We start from the raw sequence: 20401 nt of genomic DNA on the forward strand, positions 1-20401 counted from the left end.
ACATACAATGGTGTAAGTCGTCGCAAATATGGATATTTTTTGCTGCTGCACAATGGCGCTGCAAAAAAACTCGGGTGAGGCACGAAAACGCCCGCAGCGGCTTTCAACCGTTGCCAAGCGCGTTTATGGAATATGCCTCTGCGCGCGCAGATACCATGTTCCCACGGAAACTGACAGAAGCTGCGCCAACTTTTCGGGAGAAAGTCACATGGACGACCTCGCCATTGCCGATCGCCGTAGTCTGCGACGCAAGCTGAGTTTCTGGCGCTGGGTGGTGGCCGGCCTGCTTCTTGTTGCTGCGCTTGCGGTCTTTGTCTGGTCCGGTGCAGCCGACGATGTCGGCCGCAGCCGGCAGCATGTGGCGCGCGTGACGATCACCGGCCTGATCCAGGACGACCGCGAGCTCCTCGAGCGCCTGCAGAAGATTGCTGACAACGACAGCGTCAAGGCGCTGGTGGTGACGATTTCGTCCCCGGGCGGCACCACCTATGGCGGCGAGGTTCTGTACAAGGCCATCCGCAAAGTGGCCGCAAAGAAGCCTGTCGTTTCCGATGTCCGCACGCTTGCCGCTTCCGCCGGCTATATGATCGCGCTTGCCGGCGACACGATCGTCGCCGGCGAGAGCTCGATCACCGGCTCGATCGGCGTCATTTTCCAGTATCCGCAGGTCAAGGACCTGATGGACAAGATCGGCGTTTCGCTGGAATCGATCAAGTCACGGCCGCTCAAGGCGGAGCCGTCGCCCTTCCATCCGGCAAGCGACGAAGCCAAGGCAATGATCCAGGCGATGATCGACGACAGCTATGGCTGGTTTGTCGATCTGGTGGCCGAGCGCCGCAAGCTGTCGCGTGACGACGCCCTGCTCCTGGCCGACGGCCGCATTTTTACCGGGCGCCAGGCATTGAAGTTGAAGCTTGTCGACACGCTCGGCGGCGAGGACGAAATTCGTGCCTTTCTGGTTGAGAAAAAGGTGTCGAAGGACCTGCAGATCGTCGACTGGGAAGCGCCACGCAAAACCTTGCCTTTCGGCCTCGGCTCAGCGGTCGCCACCTGGATCAAGATGTTGGGATATGACGCTTTTCCGGCGATGAGCGGGTTCGAAAAAATTGCGGGCGACAAGTTGTTTCTTGACGGTCTTGTTTCGGTTTGGCAGGTTGATGGTCAATGAGGAAGGCGACATATGCCCAGCCTGAACCGCAGGGGGAGTAGCGGCGCCGTCGCAGCGTCTGCCACAGCCTTGCGGTAGTCACCATGCAGACCGAAAAAAGCAAAACAAACAAGAATATGAGGGGGCGACAGTGATCAAGTCAGAACTGGTGCAGATTGTTGCAGCTCGCAATCCGCATCTCTACCACCGCGACGTCGAGAATATCGTCAATGCGGTCCTCGATGAGATCACAGACGCGCTGGCGTCAGGCAACCGAGTTGAACTGCGCGGCTTCGGCGCCTTCTCCGTTAAGAACCGGCCCTCGCGCTCCGGCCGCAACCCACGCACCGGCGATTCCGTTTTCGTCGAGGAAAAGTGGGTGCCGTTCTTCAAGACCGGCAAGGAATTGCGCGAGCGGCTCAATCCCGGCATGAATGGCGACGACGAGGACTGACCCTCGCCGCGTCAGCATTTTGACGCAATTGGCGCCCGTTGTCGCTTGTGGACACCGGACAGCCGATGGTTGCCGCCAAGATGGAGCGATTGAATGTTCAAGAAACTGATCAACATCGTTGTTCTCATTCCGGTCGGCGTGATCCTGATCGTGCTCAGCGTCGCCAATCGCCAGAGCGTGACGCTGGCGCTCAATCCGTTCCGCCCGGAAGACAGTGTACTTTCCGTCAGCGCGCCGTTCTTCGTGTTCCTGTTCCTCGCCGTCATCGTCGGCGTGATCCTGGGGGCGGCTGCGACCTGGTTCAGCCAGGGCAAGTATCGCCGCCGGGCGCGCAATGAAGCAAACGAAGCTTTGAAATGGCACCGCGAGGCGGAAAAGCACCGCAGCCAGGCCGAAAAGCTCGCAACCCAGGCCACGCTTGCCGCTCCACAGAACTGAGCCTGGACATCGCCCACCGCTTGCATAGCGTCTGCGCGGTGCCCATCCGTTCAGCTTGCCGCTTGCGCTCCGCCGCCGACGGCGGCGCTGAAATCGGCAAAGAACTGTTGCGCCAGTTTTTTTGCAGTCGAATCGACGAGCCGCGAGCCGAGCTGGGCGAGCTTGCCGCCGATCTCCGCCTTGACGTCGTAGCGCAGGATCGTGTCCGCGCCGTCCTCCGCCAAAGTCACGTCGGCACCGCCCTTGGCAAAGCCGGCAATGCCGCCCTTGCCTTCGCCCGCGATCGTGTAGCTCTCAGGCGGATTGAGGTTTGACAGGACCACGTTGCCGCTAAACGAGGCCGAGACCGGGCCGATCTTGATCTTGACCCGGGCGGTCAGCTCCGTCGGAGAGTTCATCTCCAGCGATTGGCATCCGGGGATGCAGCGTCTGAGGATATCCGGATCGTTGAGGCCGCGCCAAACCGCGTCGCGCCCAGCCGCAATCCGCTCTTCGCCGGTCATGTCCATGCGCCTTCCTCCCTCACTTTCTCAACGACTGATCTTGGCAAAACGGAAACGGCTTTGCCAAGAGCATCAGCGGTGCTATTTGCACCTGCAGTAGATGCCGCGGCTCAAGCAGGGCTGCGGCGACATGTGTCATGGCGGCCGTTCGTTCCCATCCGACATCCTCGGGGGGCAGGCGCCGCATGGTCGAGCAAGCCCAGGGATATCAGCGTGAAGGAAAAGGACCGGCGGTCGAAAAATGCCTCCGTGACGACGGCCAAGGGTCGCGGCGCCGAGGCGCGTGGCGGCGGTCGCCACGAGCAGAAGCGTCCGGGCGCGGCCAAGGGCGGAGGCTTCAAGGAACAGCCTGCGCGTCCGTCAGCGGCGCTTCGCGCGGAACAACGCGAAAAACCGGCCAGGCAGCAGCCCGTGCAGGAGGTGCCCACGCGCGTGATCGTACGGCGAACCGGTGAGAAGCCGGCCGAACGCGTGCCACTCATTCTGGAGACATCAGGCGCCTCCGGCTATCATCTGATTGACAGCGGCGCCGGCGAGAAGCTCGAACAATACGGTCCCTATCGCATCGTGCGTCCCGAGGCGCAGGCGCTGTGGCCGCGCAGCCTGCCGGACAGCGTCTGGGAAAAGGCCGATGCGATCTTCACCGGTGACACCGACGAAGACGGCATGGGCCGTTGGCGCTTTCCGGGCGCCGTGCTCGGCGAAACCTGGCCGATGCAGCTTCTCGGAACCGATTTTCACGGCCGCTTCACTTCGTTCCGCCATGTCGGCGTTTTTCCGGAGCAGCTTGCGCACTGGAACTGGGTCAAGGAGCAGGTTGAGGTTGCCGGGCGGCCGCTCAAGGTGCTGAACCTCTTTGGCTACACCGGCGTCGCCTCGCTGATCGCCGCCAGGGCCGGCGCCGAGGTGACCCATGTCGACGCTTCGAAAAAGGCGATCGGCTGGGCGCGCGAGAACCAGCAGCTCGCACGAGCGGACAAACTGCCGATCCGCTGGATCTGCGACGACGCGATGAAGTTCATCCAGCGCGAGGAGCGCCGCGGCAGCCGCTACGACATCATCCTCACCGATCCGCCGAAATTCGGCCGCGGGCCGAACGGCGAGGTCTGGCAGCTCTTCGACCACCTGGCGGCAATGCTCGACATCTGCCGCGAAATCCTCTCGCCGGAGGCGCGCGGCCTGGTGCTGACCGCCTATTCCATTCGGGCGAGCTTCTATTCCATCCATGAACTGATGCGCGAGACGATGCGCGGCCGCGGCGGTCGAGTGGAATCGGGCGAGCTCATCATCCGCGAGGGCGGGCTTGACGGCCGCGAGCCGGGCAGGGCGCTTTCGACCTCTCTCTTCAGCCGCTGGGTACCGCAATGACGAACAACAGAAGCGAACACGGCGCCGGCCGTGTCGGACAGGTGAAGGAGGTCACGAGCCTCACCAATCCGATCATCAAGGACATCCGCGCGCTGGCGCAGAAGAAGCACCGCGACGAGACGCGGTCCTTCATGGCCGAGGGCCTGAAGCTGGTGATCGATGCGCTCGAACTCGGCTGGAAGATCAGGACGCTGATTTATGCCAAGGCGGCCAAGGGCAAGCCGCATGTAGAGCAGGTAGCCGCCAAGACCGTCGCCAAGGGCGGCCTGGTGCTGGAAGTCAGCGAGAAGGTGCTCTCGACGATCACTCGGCGCGACAATCCGCAAATGGTCGTTGGCATCTTCGAGCAGCGCTACCAGTCGCTGAAAGAGCTGCATCCGCAATTGGGACAGACCTTTGTGGCGCTCGACCGGGTTCGCGATCCCGGCAATCTCGGCACGATCATCCGAACCGCCGACGCTGCCGGCGCCTCCGGCATCATTCTTGTCGGCGAAACCACTGATCCGTTCTCGCTCGAGACCGTGCGCGCCACCATGGGCTCGGTCTTTGCGATGCCGGTTGCGCGCGCGAGCGTCGAGGACTTTGTCCGCTGGCAGAAATCCGCTGGCGTGAAGGTGGTCGCGACCCACCTGGCCGGTGCGGTCGACTACCGCACGATCGATTACAAGTCCAAGCCCGTGGTGCTCTTGATGGGCAACGAGCAGGCCGGCCTGCCCGAAGAGCTTGCCCGCGAAGCGGGGGCGCTTGCGCGCATTCCCCAGGCGGGTCTTGCAGATTCGCTCAATCTCGCGATCGCCACCGGCATCATGCTGTTTGAAGCGCGCCGCCACCTGCTGACACTGGATGCGCGCGCATGAGCGAGAAGCAGGTCCTGTTTTCCCGACCGGTCCCGATCGCGGTCTTCATCCTTCTCGCCCTCGTTGCGGACCAGGTGATCAAGTATCTGGTCGAGATCTACCTGCCGTTCAATCAGGCGGTTCATGTCGTGCCGATGCTGGCACTCTACCGCACTTACAACTACGGCGTCGCCTTCTCGATGCTGTCGGGCATGGAGGGCTGGTTCATCGTCGGCATGCGGCTCACCGTCGTCGCCTTCGTGCTCTGGCTGTGGAAGCGCACGCCGAAGGACCGGTTCTTCGCCCATTTCGGCTATGCGCTGATCATCGCCGGCGCGCTCGGCAACCTCGTTGACCGGCTGCTCTTCGGTTACGTCATCGACTACATTCTCTTCTACACCGAGACGTGGTCCTTCGCCGTCTTCAACCTCGCCGATACATTCATCACCCTCGGGGCCGGCGCCATCATCCTTGACGAACTGCTGCACGCGAAAAAGGCCGATCGTTAAGTTTTTACCGATGCGTTGAAGCCATTCGGAAGGCTTGCCGTGTTAGCCGGTTGGCATGAGCGAACCGTCACGACTGCTAGAGCGGATCGAATCCGGCTTCGGAAAGGAAGCCGGGACGGCTGACGTGTCGCCGCAGCCCCCGCGCCGGGCCGAGATCTTGGCCGAGCGGCCAGCTGAAGCGCCCGTCGCTTCCAAGCGTCGGGTCGTGAACCGGGCTTCCCTCGCCCTGCTCGGCCTCACCGCCTCGGTCCTTATCCTTGTGATCGGCATCAGCGCCGGCTTCTACCTGTTTTCCGCAGCGATCGCCGCGGCCGGCGTCGTCGGCGCGCTCCTGCTTGCCGTCGAAGCCATGCGGTCGTTCGATGGCGGCCACCCAGGCGACGAAATCAACCGGGACAAGGATTGGCACCGCTCCGAAACCTCGGCGCTTTTGTCGACCATCCATGATGCCCTCGGGGACCTTGCAATCATGCGCGGCATGGATGGAAAGATCGTCCACGCCAACCAGGTTTTTCATCAGGCCTGTGGCCATGCCGATGTTCGCGGCCTGACCTGTGCGGCCCTGGGGCTGAGTTTCGAACCGAAGGTGGCTCCCAATCATTACCTGGTGCGGATCGCAGCCGCGGACGGTATCCGGCTTTATGACTGGCACGACGTGATCGCCCGCGACCCGGCAAGCGGTAAGCTGATGCGCCACAGCATCGCCCGCGACATCACCGAAGAGGCGAGGGCGGCGCGCGAGCGCGAAGCGGCGCGCAGGCGTGCCGAAGAAGCGAGCCAGGCAAAGTCGCGGCTGCTTGCCACTGTCAGCCATGAGGTTCGCACGCCGCTATCAGGCATTCTCGGCATGAGCCATCTGCTCGGTCAGACCCGGCTGTCGAGCGAGCAGAAGAACTATCTTGCCGGCATGCAGCAGTCCGGCCATGCGCTGGTGCAGCTGGTCGAGGATCTGATCGATTTCTCGTCGTTGTCGGTCGGTCGCTTCCAGTTTCGCCCGAGCCACCAGGATCCGCGCGGCGTCATCGAGAGCGTGGTGGAAATGCTGTCCAACCGCGCCCATGAAAAGGGCATCGAAATTGGCGCCACCGTCAGCGTCGATGTGCCGGCGCTGATGGCGTTCGATGCCGCGCGGCTGCGTCAGGTGCTTTTCAACGTCATCGGCAATGCGGTGAAGTTTACCGAGGTCGGCGGCGTCATGGTCAGTGCCGATACGGTCGACGACAGCGTGCGCATCCGTATCGACGACACCGGCCCGGGCATGTCGCCTGAGGATCTGAAGCGCATCTTCGAGGAGTTCGAGCAGGCCGGAAACGAGGAGCAGCGCGCCAAGGGTACCGGCCTCGGCCTCGCCATCTCCCGGCGGATCATGCAGGCCTGCGGCGGCAGCCTGACGGCTGCGAGCGCGCCGGGCCGCGGCAGCCGCTTCGAGATCCGCTTGCCCTTTGCTGAGATCGAAGCCGTCGCCCCGGAGCGCCGATCCTGCCTTGCCGGTTCGCACGTTCTGGTCATGGCCCCCGAAGGACCGGCCTCAGCGGCACTTGCGGCCACCATCGCCACACTCGGCGGTCGGTGCCACCGCGCAACAACACTGGCCGCAGCGCAGCATGTGTTGTCGGATGCGCTCGCGGGAGGTCCGTCCCTTACCGACGTGATCGTCGACCACCGCCATGCCCAGCTCTACAAACAGCTCGTGTCCCTGCAGCCGACGATAGCCCGGCTGGACGTGCGGCGCACCTATCTGATCAATCCCGAGGAACGCAACAGCCACCCAGTCAATCAGATGGATGGCTATGAGGCCTGGTTGATCCGCCCCTTGCGCGAAAAGTCCCTGGTCGAAGTGCTGCTCGGTCGCTTGAAGGGCATCGAAAAACGCGATGCCATCAACGACAACCGTCCGGTCCTGCGGGAGGAGCCAACCACCGCTCCCGTCCGTAGTGAGGCCAGTGGAATCCTCCTGGCCGAGGACGATCCGGTCAATGCGCTGATCGTCCGCACGGTGCTCCAGCGCTCGGGGCATTCGGTCCGCCTGGTCAGTGATTTTGGCCTGGTTGGCGAGGCGCTGCGCGGGTCCGGTGCGCATCCGCTGCCGGAACTGCTCGTCACCGATCTCAACATGCCGGGCGGCGACGGCCTCTCGATGCTCCATGAGTTGAGGGCCGACGAAGCGGCGCGGTCGAAGGCACGGCTGCCGGTGATCGTGCTGACCTCCGACGCGCGCGCCGACATGCACGAGAAGCTGATGGCAGCCGGCGCAGATGCCGTCCTGCCGAAGCCGGCCGACCCGCAACTGCTGACGTCCGAAATCGCGCGCCTGCTGCGCAAACGGTAACGCCGGCGACGCTAACGGTATCTATGCCGGAGCGGGGGTTGTACACGGCTTTCATGTCACTATGTTGTTGCAGAAACGTGGTCTAAGCCCGGCAGACAGAATTTGATTCGGGATGACGCGGATGACCATCGAGCTACTGGATTCGGCGAACGTGGTTGACACTTCTCAGGCTTGTATCGGCAAGAAGGCTGCCGCACCGGCAACCGACGTCCTTGGCCGGATAGCCAACCTTGAAACGCGCCTTGCCCGCACCGCGTCGGAGATCGATGCAGCGCAGGCTGTTCGCTACAAGGTCTTTGTTGAAGAGATGAAGGCGCAGGTGGCGCCCGAGGCCGACCGTCGCAAGCGCGACGTCGACAGCTGGGACGCGATCTGCGATCACCTCCTGGTTCTGGATACCTCGATCGAGGGCGACGCCGAAGATCAGATCGTCGGCACCTACCGGCTGCTGCGCCAGGACGTGGCGGAGCGCTCCGGCGGTTTCTATTCCGCGTCCGAATTTGCGATCGACGCGCTTCTCGCCCGCCACCCAACCAAGCGTTTCATGGAGCTGGGTCGCTCCTGCGTCCTGCCGGAGTACCGCACCAAGAGAACGGTCGAACTGCTCTGGCAGGGAAACTGGGCCTACGCCCTCAAATACGGCATGGATGCCATGTTCGGCTGCGGCTCGTTCCCGGGCGTGGTCCCGGCCGAGCATGCGCTGGCGCTTTCCTTCCTGCACCACAATATCCGTGCGCGCGACGAGTGGGCCGTCAGTGCCCGTCCGGAACTCTACCGCACCATGGACCTTATGCCGTCCGAAGCGATCAATGCCAAGAAGGCGCTCGCCGCCCTGCCGCCGCTGATCAAGGGCTACATGCGCCTGGGCGCCATGGTGGGTGACGGTGCCGTGGTCGATCATGCCTTCCGCACGACCGACGTTCTGATCGTACTGCCGATCAGTAATATTTCCGGCCGCTACCTCAACTATTACGGCGCCGATGCGGGGCGGTTCGCGGGCTCCGTCTCCTGACAGGCGACTGTCGGGTTAACCAAATATTAATGACGAGTTTGACTTTCGGCGTCGAAAGAGAGACTTGTATTGTCAAGTTCTTCTCTAATTTCATGACGAGAAAATAAATAAAATACGGAGGAATGGCCGATCTTTTCCGGGGATCGGCCGGCATAAAGTCCTAAACCCTCCGTCTTTCATTACCTAAGACGTAGATCTGTTGCCTAATGCTGAGCTCGCCCCTTCCTTCCCAGGAGATGCGAGCTCTTCTTTTACGAATTGTCCCGAAACGTTACTAGTGGCGCACATCCGGTTCAGTTTGGATCCGGATGTGCGCCAAATTGGCACATGTATCGAGGTTACATGCCGGCGTTGTAGGCCGCGATCGCCGCCATGTTGACGATGTCGGAATCCTTCGCCGACATCGAGACGATCTGAACCGATTTGTCGAGGCCCACGAGCAGGGGACCGATCACGGTCGAGCCGCCGAGTTCCTGCAGCATCTTGGTCGAGATCGATGCCGAGTGGAACGCCGGCATGACGAGCACGTTCGCCGTGCCCGAAAGACGGCAGAACGGATACTGCTCCATCACCTTCGGATTGAGAGCCACGTCGGCGGCCATTTCGCCGTCATATTCGAAATCGACGCGGCGCTTGTCGAGGATGTTGACCGCTTCGCGCACACGCTCGGACCGTTCGCCCGAGGGGTGGCCGAAGGTGGAATAGGCAAGCATCGCCACGCGCGGCACATAGCCAAGCCGTTTCGCGAGGCCTGCGGCTTCCTCGGCGATTTCTGCCAGTTCTTCCGCCGTTGGCATGTCATGCACGGCGGTGTCGGCGACGAGCACGGTGCGACCGCGGCAGAGCGCGATCGACACGCCGATGACGCGATGGCCGGGCTTCGGATCGATGCAGCGGCGCACGTCCTCGAGCGCCGTCGAGTAGTTACGGGTGAGACCCGTGACCATGCCGTCGGCGTCACCGAGCGCCACCATGCAGGCGGCGAAGTGGTTGCGGTCGTTGTTGATCAGGCGCTGGGCGTCGCGGAATAGGAACCCCTTCCGCTGCAGGCGGGCGTAGAGATAGTCGGTATAGGCGCTGACGCGCTTCGACAGCCGCGCATTGACGATCTGGATGCCCGGCCGGTCGAGGTCGATGCCTTCGCGCTCCGCCGTCTCGCGCATGCGCTCCTCGCGGCCAAGCAGGATGGCGGTGCCGAGCTGCTGGTTGGCATAGGCGATCGCCGAGCGCATGACCTGCACCTCTTCGCCTTCGGCAAAGACGATGCGCTTCGGCTGACGCCGGACGCGCTCGTAGATGCGCTGCAGCGTCGAGGCGATCGGGTCGCGCCGGGCGGAAAGCTGGCGGCCGTAGGCTTCAAGATCGGTGATCGGCTTGCGGGCGACGCCGCTTTCGATCGCCGCCTTGGCGACCGCCATCGGGATCGCCGAGATCAGGCGCGGATCGAAGGGAACCGGAATGATGTATTGCGGCCCGAAGCGCGGCCGGTTGCCCTGGTAGGCGGCGGCGACGTCATCAGGCACGTCTTCCTTGGCAAGGCTTGCCAGCGCTTGTGCCGCCGCGATCTTCATCTCGTCGTTGATCGTCGTCGCGCGCACGTCGAGCGCGCCACGGAAGATATAGGGGAAGCCGAGCACGTTGTTGACCTGGTTCGGATAGTCCGAACGGCCCGTGGCAACGATCGCGTCGTCACGGATGCGGGCCACTTCTTCCGGGGTGATTTCCGGGTCCGGGTTGGCCATGGCGAAGATGATCGGCCGCGGTGCCATCGAGCGCACCATGTCTTCCGACAGCGCCCCCTTGGCCGAGAGGCCGAAGACCACGTCGGCGCCGTCCATCGCTTCGGCGAGCGTGCGGCGGTCGGTCTTGACCGCATGCGCCGACTTCCATTGGTTCATGCCCTCGGTGCGACCTTCAAAGATCACGCCCTTGGTGTCACACAGGATGATGTTTTCCGAGGCGAAGCCCATCGACTTGATGAGCTCGATACAGGCGATGGCGGCAGCGCCTGCGCCGTTGCAGACGAGCTTTGTCGTCTTGAAGTCGCGACCGGTCAGCGCCAGCGCATTGATGAGGCCGGCAGCCGCGATGATCGCCGTGCCGTGCTGGTCGTCGTGGAACACCGGGATGTCCATGACCTCGCGCAGCTTCTGCTCGATGATGAAACAGTCCGGCGCCTTGATATCTTCAAGGTTGATGCCGCCGAAAGAGGGGCCGAGGAAGCGCACGCAGTTGATGAACTCGTCGACGTTCTCGGTATCGACCTCAAGGTCGATCGAATCGACGTCGGCGAAGCGCTTGAACAGCACCGACTTGCCTTCCATGACCGGCTTGGAGGCAAGCGCTCCGAGATTGCCGAGGCCGAGAATGGCGGTGCCGTTCGAGATCACGGCGACCATGTTGCCGCGCGTGGTATAGTCATAGGCGGTGTTCGGGTCCTCGGCGATTGCCTTTACCGGTACGGCAACGCCCGGCGAGTAGGCGAGCGACAGGTCGCGCTGGGTGGCCATCGCCTTGGTGGGAGAGATCTCCAGCTTTCCGGGACGACCCTGCGAGTGAAAATCAAGCGCTTCCTGCGCGGTGACGCTCGTCATTGTGCGATCGGTCTTGTCGGTGGCCGGCATGTTTCCTCTATCCTCCTGTGGGCGAGCCTTGCGGCGCGCCTCTTTATGGTTGTCGTCTACAATTGCTTGGCGATAGTGTGCCATCTCTTTTTTCGGAACAATCATGAATTTCGTGACAGACTATTCGACCCGCGCCGGGGAGGTTCTATCCGCAGCCGAACTGGCGAGCGAGGAAAGCCGTTCCACCGCGACGCCGATGATGGAACAGTTTATCGAAATCAAAGCGAACAACCCGGATTCGCTGCTGTTCTATCGCATGGGCGATTTCTACGAGCTGTTCTTCCAGGACGCGGTCGAAGCGTCTCGCGCACTCGGCATCACGTTGACCAAGCGCGGCCAGCACATGGGTCAGGAAATCCCGATGTGCGGCGTGCCGGTGCATGCCGCCGACGATTACCTGCAGAAGCTGATTGGGCTCGGCTTCCGCGTTGCCGTCTGCGAGCAGGTGGAAGACCCCGCAGAGGCCAAGAAGCGCGGCAGCAAGTCGGTCGTCCGCCGCGACGTCGTGCGTCTGGTCACCCCCGGAACGATCACCGAGGAGAAACTGCTCTCTCCGTCCGAGACCAATTACCTGATGGCGCTGGCGCGGATCAAAAGCGGCTCGGAGCCCGCCTATGCGCTTGCCTGGATCGACATTTCCACCGGCATCTTCCGGCTCGCCGAGACCGCCGAAAGCCGGCTGCTTGCCGATATCCTGCGCATCGAGCCGCGCGAGCTGATCCTCGCCGACACGGTGTTTCACGACCCTGAATTAAGGCCTGTCTTCGACGTTCTCGGTCGCGTCGCCGTGCCGCAGCCGGCAGTGCTCTTCGACAGCGCGACGGCCGAGGGGCGCATTGCCCGCTATTTCGGCGTCAAGACGCTCGACGGCTTCGGCACCTTTTCGCGCGCTGAGCTTGCGGCAGCGTCCGCGGCGATCTCCTATGTCGAAAAGACCCAGCTTGCCGAGCGCCCGGCGCTTGGTACGCCCGAGCGCGAAAGTGCCGCTTCGACGCTGTTCATCGATCCGGCGACCCGCGGCAATCTGGAGCTCGTCAAGACGCTCTCCGGTGCGCGCGAAGGAACCCTCTTGAAGGCGCTTGACCGCACGGTGACGAGCGGCGGCGCCCGGCTTCTGGCCGAGCGGCTGATGTCGCCGTTGACCGACCCGGATCGCATCAACCAGCGTCTCGATTCGATCGAGATCCTGGCGGACCAGCCGTCGTTCAGCGGTGATCTCCGCGACGCGCTCCGACGCGCGCCGGATATGCCGCGTGCGCTGTCGCGGCTGGCGCTCGGCCGCGGTGGCCCCCGCGACCTTGGTGCCATCCAGGCGGGCTTGCATGCGTCTGCCTCGATCTCGCGGCTGATGGCGGCCGGTACGCTATCGGATGAGCTGAAGGAAGCGCGAGGCGCGATCGATGCGCTGCCGGCGGGCCTGCTTGGCCTGCTTGACGCCACACTTGGCGAGGAACTGCCACTTCTGAAGCGCGATGGCGGCTTCGTATGCGAAGGCGCGAACGCCGAGCTTGACGAAGTCCGAGGGCTGCGCGACCAGTCGCGCCGGGTGATCGCCGGGCTGCAGCTGCAGTATTCCGAAGAGACCGGCATCAAGTCGCTGAAGATCAAGCACAACAACGTGCTCGGCTACTTCATCGAAGTGACCGCCGGCAATGCCGGCTCGATGACGGACACCGATACCGGCCGCGCCCGCTTCATCCATCGCCAGACCATGGCGAACGCGATGCGCTTCACCACGACGGAACTGGCAGAACTCGAAAGCAAGATCGCCAATGCCGCCGACCGGGCGCTGTCGATCGAGCTCGAGGCCTTCGACGCGATGACGGCGGAGGTCGTAGCCTCGGCGGAGGTGCTGAAGGCGGCGGCGCTCGCGCTGGCGACCGTCGACGTCTCGGTCGGCCTTGCCGTGCTTGCCGAGGAGCAGGCCTATGCAAGGCCCACCGTCGACCGCTCGCGCATGTTTGCGATCGATGGCGGCCGCCATCCGGTGGTCGAACAGGCGCTGAAGCGCCAGGCCGCCAATGCCTTTGTCGCCAATGGTTGCGATCTCTCGCCGCCGGAAGGCGAGGAGGGCGGGGCGATCTGGCTGCTCACCGGTCCGAACATGGGCGGTAAGTCGACCTTCTTGCGCCAGAATGCACTGATTGCGATCATGGCGCAGATGGGCACCTTCGTGCCGGCGACGAGCGCCCATATCGGCATCGTCGATCGGCTCTTTTCCCGCGTCGGCGCCTCGGACGACCTGGCGCGCGGCCGCTCGACCTTCATGGTCGAGATGGTCGAGACCGCGGCGATCCTCAACCAGGCAACCGACCGTTCGCTGGTGATCCTCGACGAGATTGGCCGCGGCACCGCCACCTTCGACGGTCTGTCGATCGCCTGGGCGGCCGTCGAGCATCTGCACGAGGCCAATCGCTGCCGCGGCCTGTTTGCCACCCACTTCCATGAGCTGACCGTGCTTTCGGAAAAGCTCGCGCGCCTCTCGAACGCAACGATGCGCGTCAAGGAATGGCATGGCGACGTGATCTTCCTGCACGAAGTCGGCCCCGGTGCTGCCGACCGGTCCTATGGCATCCAGGTCGCCCGTCTGGCTGGTCTTCCCGCTTCGGTGGTCGCCCGGGCCAAGGATGTGCTCGCCAAGCTCGAGGACGCCGACCGCAAGAACCCGGCAAGCCAGCTGATCGACGATCTGCCGCTGTTCCAGGTGGCGATCCGCCGTGAAGAGGCAAAGCCCGCCGGCAACTCCAGGGTTGACGAGGCGCTGAAGGCGCTCAACCCCGACGACATGACGCCGCGCGAGGCGCTCGACGCGCTCTACGCCTTGAAAAAGGAACTGAACGCCCGGTAGCGGCTTTCGGTTTTTGCTGTGCATGTGTCGGTGAAAAAGGCTATACAGCGCCGCGCGCCTTCCTCAGGGCGCGGCGATGAGCCGGTAGTAACTTGAAATGCTGCACGGTCCCGGTTCGGCCTTGATCGGATGGGAGCATGCAGGAGCGCTCTTCATTGAGCGGACCACGCAACCAGTCGGACAGGACGCCCCTCGGCACTTCATGGGCAGACACGAAACCTTCTATCCCGAAATCCTCGACGTCGCAGCGCTCCGGGCGAAATGCGACTTCATCGCCTCGGCCCATGCCGAGCAGCGTGAGCCGATGCGCCAGGCGCTGCTTGCCGCGTTCAAGCAGGCGAACATCGCCGGTCGCGCCAAGGCGCGCGAGCTGTTTTACGCCGACGGCGCCGGCATTCTCTGCGCCGAGCGTATTTCCTGGCTGCAGGATCAGCTGATCACCGTGCTGCATGATTTCGTGCTGAACGAGATCTTCGATGCGGCCAATGCGCTGCCGGCGTCCCGCATCGCCATCACGGCGGTCGGTGGTTACGGTCGCGGCACACTGGCGCCGGGTTCCGACATCGACCTTCTGTTCCTGTTGCCGGTCAAGAAGGCCGTCTGGGCCGAGCCGGCGATCGAGTTCATGCTCTACATCCTGTGGGACCTCGGCTTCAAGGTCGGCCATGCCACCCGTACCATCGACGAGTGCATTCGCCTGTCGCGCGCCGACATGACGATCCGCACCGCCATCCTCGAGACCCGCTACATCTACGGCTCGCAGACGCTCTGCGCCGAACTGGAGACGCGCTTCGACCACGAAATCGTCCGCAACACCGGCCCGGATTTCATCGCCGCCAAGCTTGCCGAGCGCGACGAGCGCCACCGCAAGGCCGGCGACACGCGTTATCTCGTCGAGCCCAACGTCAAGGAAGGCAAGGGCGGTCTTCGCGACCTGCACACGCTGTTCTGGATCGCCAAGTACTTCTACAGGCTCAAGGACACGGCCGACCTGGTCAAGCTTGGCGTCCTGTCGCGCAGGGAATACAAGCTCTTCCAGAAGGCCGAGGATTTCCTTTGGGCCGTGCGCTGCCACATGCATTTCTTGACCGGCAAGGCTGAGGAACGGCTCTCCTTCGACATCCAGCGCGAGATCGCCGAGGCGCTCGGCTACCACGACCACCCCGGCCTCTCCGCCGTCGAACGCTTCATGAAGCATTTCTTCCTGGTAGCGAAAGACGTCGGCGACCTCACCCGCATTTTCTGCGCCGCGCTTGAGGACCAGCAGGCGAAGGATGCGCCGGGCATTTCCGGCCTGATCGGCCGCTTCACCCACCGCAGCCGCAAGATCGCCGGCACGCTGGATTTCGTCGACGACGGCGGCCGCATCGCGCTTGCGAGCCCCGACGTCTTCAAGCGCGACCCGGTCAACCTGATCCGCTTCTTCCACATCGCCGACATCAACGGCCTCGAATTCCATCCGGCGGCACTGCGCCAGCTGACGCGGTCGCTGAGCCTCATCACGCCGGCTCTTCGCGAGAACGAGGAGGCGAACCGTCTCTTCCTGTCGATCCTGACCTCGCGCCGCAAGCCGGAACTGATCCTCAGGCGCATGAATGAGGCGGGCGTGCTTGGCCGCTTCATCCCGGATTTCGGCAAGATCGTCTCGATGATGCAGTTCAACATGTATCATCACTACACCGTTGACGAGCACCTCTTGCGCACCGTCGACGTGCTCTCGCGCATCGAGGGCGGCATCGAGGAAGAGGCGCATCCGCTGGTCGCCAAGCTGATGCCGGGGATCGAGGAGCGCGAGGCGCTCTATGTCGCCGTGCTCTTGCACGATATCGCCAAGGGCCGACCGGAGGACCACTCGATCGCCGGCGCCAAGGTGGCGCGCAAGCTCTGCCCGCGCTTCGGCCTGTCGCCGAAGCAGACGGAGCTCGTCGCCTGGCTGATCGAGGAGCACCTGCTGATGTCGATGGTCGCCCAGACCCGCGACCTCAACGACCGCAAGACGATCGTCGATTTCGCCGAGCGGGTGCAGTCGCTCGACCGGTTGAAGATGCTGCTGGTGCTGACGGTCTGCGATATCCGCGCGGTTGGTCCGGGCGTCTGGAACGGCTGGAAGGGTCAGTTGCTGCGCACCCTCTACTACGAGACCGAACTCCTGTTGTCGGGCGGCTTCTCCGAGCTGTCGCGCAAGGAACGCGCCGCCCATGCTGCAACCATGCTGGGCGAGGCACTGACCGACTGGCCGGAAAAGGAACGTGACGCCTACGTGCGCCTCCACTACCAGCCCTATCTGCTGACCGTGGCGCTGGAAGACCAGGTGCGCCATGCCCGCTTCATCCGCGAGGCCGATGCCGCCGGCAAGGCGCTGGCGACGATGGTGCGCACGCACCAGTTCCACGCGATTACCGAAATCACGGTGCTTTCGCCCGACCATCCGCGACTTCTGACCGTGATCGCCGGCGCCTGTGCGGCCGCCGGCGCCAACATCGTCGACGCGCAGATCTTCACCACCTCCGACGGTCGCGCGCTGGACACGATCCTGATCAACCGCGAATTCGCGGTCGACGGTGACGAGACGCGCCGGGCCGCCAGCATCGGCAAGCTGATCGAGGACGTGCTCGCAGGCCGCAAGCGCCTGCCCGAAGTGATCGCCAGCCGCACGAAGGTGAAGAAGCGCACCAAGGCCTTCACCGTGACGCCGGAAGTCACGATCAGCAACTCGCTGTCCAACAAGTTCACGGTCATCGAGGTCGAGGGTCTCGACCGTCCGGGCCTGTTGTCCGAGATCACCGCGGTGCTGTCCGACCTCTCGCTCGACATCGCTTCAGCCCACATCACCACCTTCGGCGAAAAGGTCATCGATACCTTTTACGTCACTGATCTCGTCGGCCAGAAGGTGACGAGTGAAAACCGGCAGATGAACACCGTCGCCCGCCTGAAGGCCGTCATGGCCGGCGAGAGCGACGAGGCTCGCGATCGCATGCCTTCCGGCATCATAGCGCCGGCAACAGGCGCATCCTCTGCTCAAAAAACCACAAAAGCCGAAACATGAGTCTGGTCAAGAAATTTGCAACCGTCGGCGGCGCCACGCTCGGGAGCCGCCTGTTCGGCTTCATCCGTGAAACCTTCATGGCGGCAGCGCTCGGCACAGGTCCGGTCGCCGATGCTTTCAATACCGCCTTTCGCCTGCCCAACACCTTCCGCCGGCTGTTCGCAGAAGGGGCGTTCAACTCTGCCTTCGTGCCGCTGTTCGCCAAGGAGATCGAGGCGAACGGCATGGAGGGCGCTCGGCGTTTTTCCGAGGAAGTCTTCGGCGTCCTCTTCACCGTGCTTCTGTTCCTGACGATCGCAATGGAACTGACGATGCCCTTCATCGTCAGCAACCTGATCGCGCCCGGTTTTGCCGACGATCCGGAAAAGCTCGGCAATACCATCGTCTTTGCAGGCATCATGTTCCCCTATCTCGCCTGCATGTCGCTGGCAGCGATGATGGGCGGCATGCTGAACTCGCTGCACCGCTTCTTCGCGGCAGCGATTGCGCCTGTCTTCCTCAACGTCATCCTGATCGGCGTGCTGGCCTATGCCTGGTATGCGGGCCAGGATCCGGTCGCGGTTGGCTACGCGCTTTCCTGGGGTGTCATGGCGGCCGGCCTGGTGCAGCTGGCGATCGTCTGGATTGCCGTGCGCGACGCCGGCATCAAGATCGGCCTGCGCCGCCCGAGGCTGACGGCGAGCGTCAAGCGCCTGCTGGTGCTCGCCCTGCCGGCAGCGATCACCGGCGGCATCACCCAGATCAACCTCTTGATCAACACCAACATCGCCTCGGGCAGCGAAGGCGCGGTTTCGTCGCTGGTCTATGCTGACCGTATCTACCAGCTTCCGCTCGGCGTTGTCGGCATCGCGGTGGCGACCGTGCTTTTGCCGGAACTGGCCCGCGCACTTCGCTCCGGCAATCTCAACGAGGCGTCGAACCTGCAGAACCGCTCGGTCGAGTTCACGCTGTTCCTGACGCTGCCGGCGGCGGCAGCGCTACTCGTGATGTCCGAGCCGATCGTTCGCCTCTTATTCGAGCGCGGCAAGTTCTCGCCGGACTCGACCGTCATCGTCGGCCATATCCTGGCGATCTATGGCCTCGGTCTGCCGGCCTTCGTGCTGATCAAGGCCTTCATTCCAGGCTTTTTCGCGCGCGAGGATACCCGCACGCCGATGATCTTTGCGGCGATTTCCGTCGTCGTGAACGTGTCCCTGGCGCTCACGCTGTTTCCAAGGCTCGGGGCAAGCGGCATTGCAACGGCCGAAATCGTCGCCGGCTGGGTGAACGCCGTGCTCTTGTTTGCGACGCTTGTCTGGCGCGGCCATTGGGGCCGGGATATCCCGTTGCTTACCCGCATCCCGCGGCTCGTCATCGCGGCAGCCGGCATGGCTGTCGCACTCTATTTTGCCATCGGCTGGTTCGCCTTCGAGCTTTCGTCCGCAGCGTCGCTCGTCACCCGGGCAACGACCGTGTTCGGTCTGGTCGCCGCGGCCATGGTGATCTATTTCGCGCTCGCCTTCGGCCTCGGCGGCGCCAGCCTCGGCATGATCCGCCGCAGCGTCAAGCGCAAGGCAAAAGCGCCGGCGGAGCCTGCAGCAACCCCGGAGGCAAACGACTGATGCGCCAGACGATCGCCCGCATTGCACTGGTCGTGCCGGATTACGACGCCGGCATCACCTTTTACTGTGGCAAGCTCGGCTTCGACCTCCTGGAAGACACCATTCTCGACGAAAGCAAGCGCTGGGTCGTTGTCCGTCCGAAGGGCGCGGTCGAGACCGCGCTTCTTCTGGCCAAGGCTGACGGCGAGCGCCAGCAGGCGGCGATCGGCAACCAGACCGGCGGCCGTGTCGGTTTCTTCCTCTTCACCGACGATTTTGCCCGCGATCATGCGGCGATGCTGGCTGAAGGCGTTGTCTTCCTGGAGGAGCCGCGCCACGAACCCTACGGTACGGTCGCCGTCTTCAGCGACCCGTTCGGCAATCACTGGGATCTGTTGCAACCGGCGGGATGAGCGGGTCGTAGCCGGCCTCTTGATTGCCCTTCGTCCGCCGTGCATAAGCGCATCCGTTAGCTACATGGGCCAGCCGGCCCTGGGGCCCTCCACCAGCCTATTGAGGACGACATGAACGAATTCAAGCCGCTCGTATTTTCCGGCGTCCAGCCGACGGGCAACCTCCACCTTGGCAATTATCTCGGCGCGATCCGCAAGTTCGTGGCGCTGCAGGAAAACAACGACTGCATCTACTGCGTCGTCGACCTGCACTCGATCACCGCGCAGCTCGTGCACGAGGACCTGAAGGGGCAGATCCGTTCGATCGCCGCCGCCTTCATCGCTTCGGGCATCGATCCGAAGAAACATATCGTCTTCAACCAGTCGGCCGTGCCGCAGCATGCGGAACTCGCCTGGATCTTCAACTGCGTCGCCCGCATCGGCTGGATGAATCGCATGACGCAGTTCAAGGACAAGGCCGGCAAGGACCGCGAGAACGCATCGCTCGGCCTGCTTGCCTATCCGAGCCTGATGGCGGCCGACATCCTCGTCTATCGCGCCACCCATGTGCCTGTCGGTGACGACCAGAAGCAGCACCTCGAACTGACGCGTGACATTGCCCAGAAGTTCAACATCGACTTCATGGAGCATATCCGCCGCGGCGGCTACGGCGTCGACATCGTCGTCGGGGAAGAACCGATTCACGCCTATTTCCCACCGGTCGAGCCGCTGATCGGTGGCGCCACGACGCGCGTCATGTCGCTGCGCGACGGTACCAAGAAGATGTCGAAGTCCGATCCGTCCGACCTCTCGCGCATCAACCTGATGGACGACGCCGAGACGATCTCGAAGAAGATCCGCAAGGCCAAGACCGATCCGGACGCATTGCCGAGCGAGCTCGACGGCCTCAAGGGTCGTCCGGAGGCCGACAACCTCGTCGGGATCTATGCCGCGCTCTCGGACAAGACCAAGGAAGAGGTGCTTGCCGAGTTTGGCGGGCAGCAGTTCTCGGTGTTCAAGCCGGCGCTCGTTGACCTCGCCGTCAGCGTTCTTTCGCCGATCACCGGCGAGATGCGTCGCCTGATGGGCGATACCGCCCATATCGACGCCATCCTGCGCGATGGTGGCGAGCGGGCGCGGGCGCGGGCGGAAAAGACGATGAGCGAGGTTCGCGAGATCATCGGCTTTCTGCAATAAATCGATCCTCGTGGATCGGAGCGGGACGCGGGCGGAAAACCGCAGGCACTTTTCCTCGTCCCGCTCCAAAGGCGAAAATGAGACCTTGCAGCCGCTCGCGCGGGATGTAATGTTCACC

15 protein-coding genes are annotated in these 20401 nt (G+C 63.4%); 13 read left to right on the forward strand and 2 right to left on the reverse strand.

Annotated features, from left to right (window positions below; all coding sequences use genetic code 11):
- Positions 1-208: 208 nt before the first annotated feature.
- From sppA to MKZ91_RS22025, 3 genes are all read left to right on the forward strand, one after another.
- On the forward strand, positions 209-1168 hold the full coding sequence (gene sppA, locus MKZ91_RS22015; RefSeq protein ID WP_336173168.1) for a signal peptide peptidase SppA: 960 nt from the start codon (positions 209-211) through the stop codon (positions 1166-1168).
- Positions 1169-1298: 130 nt separating this feature from the next.
- Complete coding sequence (locus MKZ91_RS22020) at positions 1299-1601, forward strand: integration host factor subunit beta (RefSeq protein WP_057247998.1); 303 nt, start codon at positions 1299-1301, stop codon at positions 1599-1601.
- 93 nt (positions 1602-1694) lie between these two features.
- Entirely contained in the window at positions 1695-2039 is a 345-nt protein-coding gene (locus MKZ91_RS22025) for a DUF1049 domain-containing protein (protein ID WP_336173169.1), read from the forward strand.
- A 50-nt stretch (positions 2040-2089) separates the two neighbouring features.
- Here the strand turns inward: MKZ91_RS22025 and MKZ91_RS22030 are convergent, their stop codons facing one another.
- Complete coding sequence (locus MKZ91_RS22030; RefSeq protein ID WP_336173170.1) at positions 2090-2548, reverse strand: SRPBCC family protein; 459 nt, start codon at positions 2546-2548, stop codon at positions 2090-2092.
- 207 nt (positions 2549-2755) lie between these two features.
- On the opposite strand from MKZ91_RS22030, the gene MKZ91_RS22035 reads away from it, so the two are divergent.
- The 5 genes from MKZ91_RS22035 (at position 2756) to MKZ91_RS22055 (ending at position 8596) form a co-directional block, all read left to right on the forward strand.
- Entirely contained in the window at positions 2756-3910 is a 1155-nt protein-coding gene (locus MKZ91_RS22035; RefSeq protein ID WP_336173171.1) for a class I SAM-dependent rRNA methyltransferase, read from the forward strand.
- The gene (locus MKZ91_RS22040; protein ID WP_336173172.1) at positions 3907-4767 is read left to right on the forward strand and encodes a TrmH family RNA methyltransferase; all 861 of its coding nucleotides are present in this window, start codon (positions 3907-3909) and stop codon (positions 4765-4767) included. Before MKZ91_RS22035 ends, MKZ91_RS22040 begins: the two co-directional genes overlap by 4 nt.
- Positions 4764-5255 (forward strand): signal peptidase II, encoded by a 492-nt coding sequence (gene lspA / locus MKZ91_RS22045; protein WP_336173173.1) that lies wholly within the window; start codon positions 4764-4766, stop codon positions 5253-5255. Before MKZ91_RS22040 ends, lspA begins: the two co-directional genes overlap by 4 nt.
- Positions 5256-5310: 55 nt before the next feature.
- Complete coding sequence (locus MKZ91_RS22050; RefSeq protein WP_336173174.1) at positions 5311-7584, forward strand: hybrid sensor histidine kinase/response regulator; 2274 nt, start codon at positions 5311-5313, stop codon at positions 7582-7584.
- 121 nt (positions 7585-7705) lie between these two features.
- On the forward strand, positions 7706-8596 hold the full coding sequence (locus MKZ91_RS22055) for a GNAT family N-acetyltransferase (protein ID WP_336173175.1): 891 nt from the start codon (positions 7706-7708) through the stop codon (positions 8594-8596).
- Positions 8597-8934: 338 nt separating this feature from the next.
- Here the strand turns inward: MKZ91_RS22055 and MKZ91_RS22060 are convergent, their stop codons facing one another.
- Positions 8935-11220, reverse strand: coding sequence for an NADP-dependent malic enzyme (locus MKZ91_RS22060; protein ID WP_336173176.1), 2286 nt, complete (start codon positions 11218-11220; stop codon positions 8935-8937).
- Positions 11221-11323: 103 nt separating this feature from the next.
- Between MKZ91_RS22060 and mutS the strand changes: the two genes are divergently transcribed.
- From mutS to trpS, 5 genes are all read left to right on the forward strand, one after another.
- Positions 11324-14068 (forward strand): DNA mismatch repair protein MutS, encoded by a 2745-nt coding sequence (gene mutS, locus MKZ91_RS22065; RefSeq protein WP_336173177.1) that lies wholly within the window; start codon positions 11324-11326, stop codon positions 14066-14068.
- Positions 14069-14270: 202 nt separating this feature from the next.
- Complete coding sequence (locus MKZ91_RS22070) at positions 14271-17114, forward strand: [protein-PII] uridylyltransferase (protein WP_336173178.1); 2844 nt, start codon at positions 14271-14273, stop codon at positions 17112-17114.
- Complete coding sequence (gene murJ / locus MKZ91_RS22075) at positions 17111-18715, forward strand: murein biosynthesis integral membrane protein MurJ (protein ID WP_336173179.1); 1605 nt, start codon at positions 17111-17113, stop codon at positions 18713-18715. The genes MKZ91_RS22070 and murJ overlap by 4 nt, the downstream gene beginning before the upstream one ends.
- Complete coding sequence (locus MKZ91_RS22080) at positions 18715-19107, forward strand: VOC family protein (protein WP_336173180.1); 393 nt, start codon at positions 18715-18717, stop codon at positions 19105-19107. The genes murJ and MKZ91_RS22080 overlap by 1 nt, the downstream gene beginning before the upstream one ends.
- A gap of 111 nt (positions 19108-19218) precedes the next feature.
- Entirely contained in the window at positions 19219-20283 is a 1065-nt protein-coding gene (trpS, locus tag MKZ91_RS22085) for a tryptophan--tRNA ligase (protein ID WP_336173181.1), read from the forward strand.
- Positions 20284-20401: the final 118 nt, after the last annotated feature.

The organism is Ensifer sp. MJa1 (assembly GCF_037026475.1).
Lineage (GTDB): Bacteria > Pseudomonadota > Alphaproteobacteria > Rhizobiales > Rhizobiaceae > Ensifer.

What these genes read in the sequence shown, in the direction of transcription:
- sppA (WP_336173168.1), top strand. Translation starts at nt 209, where the DNA reads ATGGACGACCTCGCCATTGCCGATCGCCGTAGTCTGCGACGCAAGCTG.
- MKZ91_RS22025 (WP_336173169.1), top strand. Translation starts at nt 1,695, where the DNA reads ATGTTCAAGAAACTGATCAACATCGTTGTTCTCATTCCGGTCGGCGTG.
- MKZ91_RS22030 (WP_336173170.1), bottom strand. Translation starts at nt 2,548, where the DNA reads ATGGACATGACCGGCGAAGAGCGGATTGCGGCTGGGCGCGACGCGGTT.
- MKZ91_RS22040 (WP_336173172.1), top strand. Translation starts at nt 3,907, where the DNA reads ATGACGAACAACAGAAGCGAACACGGCGCCGGCCGTGTCGGACAGGTG.
- lspA (WP_336173173.1), top strand. Translation starts at nt 4,764, where the DNA reads ATGAGCGAGAAGCAGGTCCTGTTTTCCCGACCGGTCCCGATCGCGGTC.
- MKZ91_RS22050 (WP_336173174.1), top strand. Translation starts at nt 5,311, where the DNA reads ATGAGCGAACCGTCACGACTGCTAGAGCGGATCGAATCCGGCTTCGGA.
- MKZ91_RS22055 (WP_336173175.1), top strand. Translation starts at nt 7,706, where the DNA reads ATGACCATCGAGCTACTGGATTCGGCGAACGTGGTTGACACTTCTCAG.
- MKZ91_RS22060 (WP_336173176.1), bottom strand. Translation starts at nt 11,220, where the DNA reads ATGCCGGCCACCGACAAGACCGATCGCACAATGACGAGCGTCACCGCG.
- mutS (WP_336173177.1), top strand. Translation starts at nt 11,324, where the DNA reads ATGAATTTCGTGACAGACTATTCGACCCGCGCCGGGGAGGTTCTATCC.
- MKZ91_RS22070 (WP_336173178.1), top strand. Translation starts at nt 14,271, where the DNA reads ATGGGCAGACACGAAACCTTCTATCCCGAAATCCTCGACGTCGCAGCG.
- murJ (WP_336173179.1), top strand. Translation starts at nt 17,111, where the DNA reads ATGAGTCTGGTCAAGAAATTTGCAACCGTCGGCGGCGCCACGCTCGGG.
- MKZ91_RS22080 (WP_336173180.1), top strand. Translation starts at nt 18,715, where the DNA reads ATGCGCCAGACGATCGCCCGCATTGCACTGGTCGTGCCGGATTACGAC.
- trpS (WP_336173181.1), top strand. Translation starts at nt 19,219, where the DNA reads ATGAACGAATTCAAGCCGCTCGTATTTTCCGGCGTCCAGCCGACGGGC.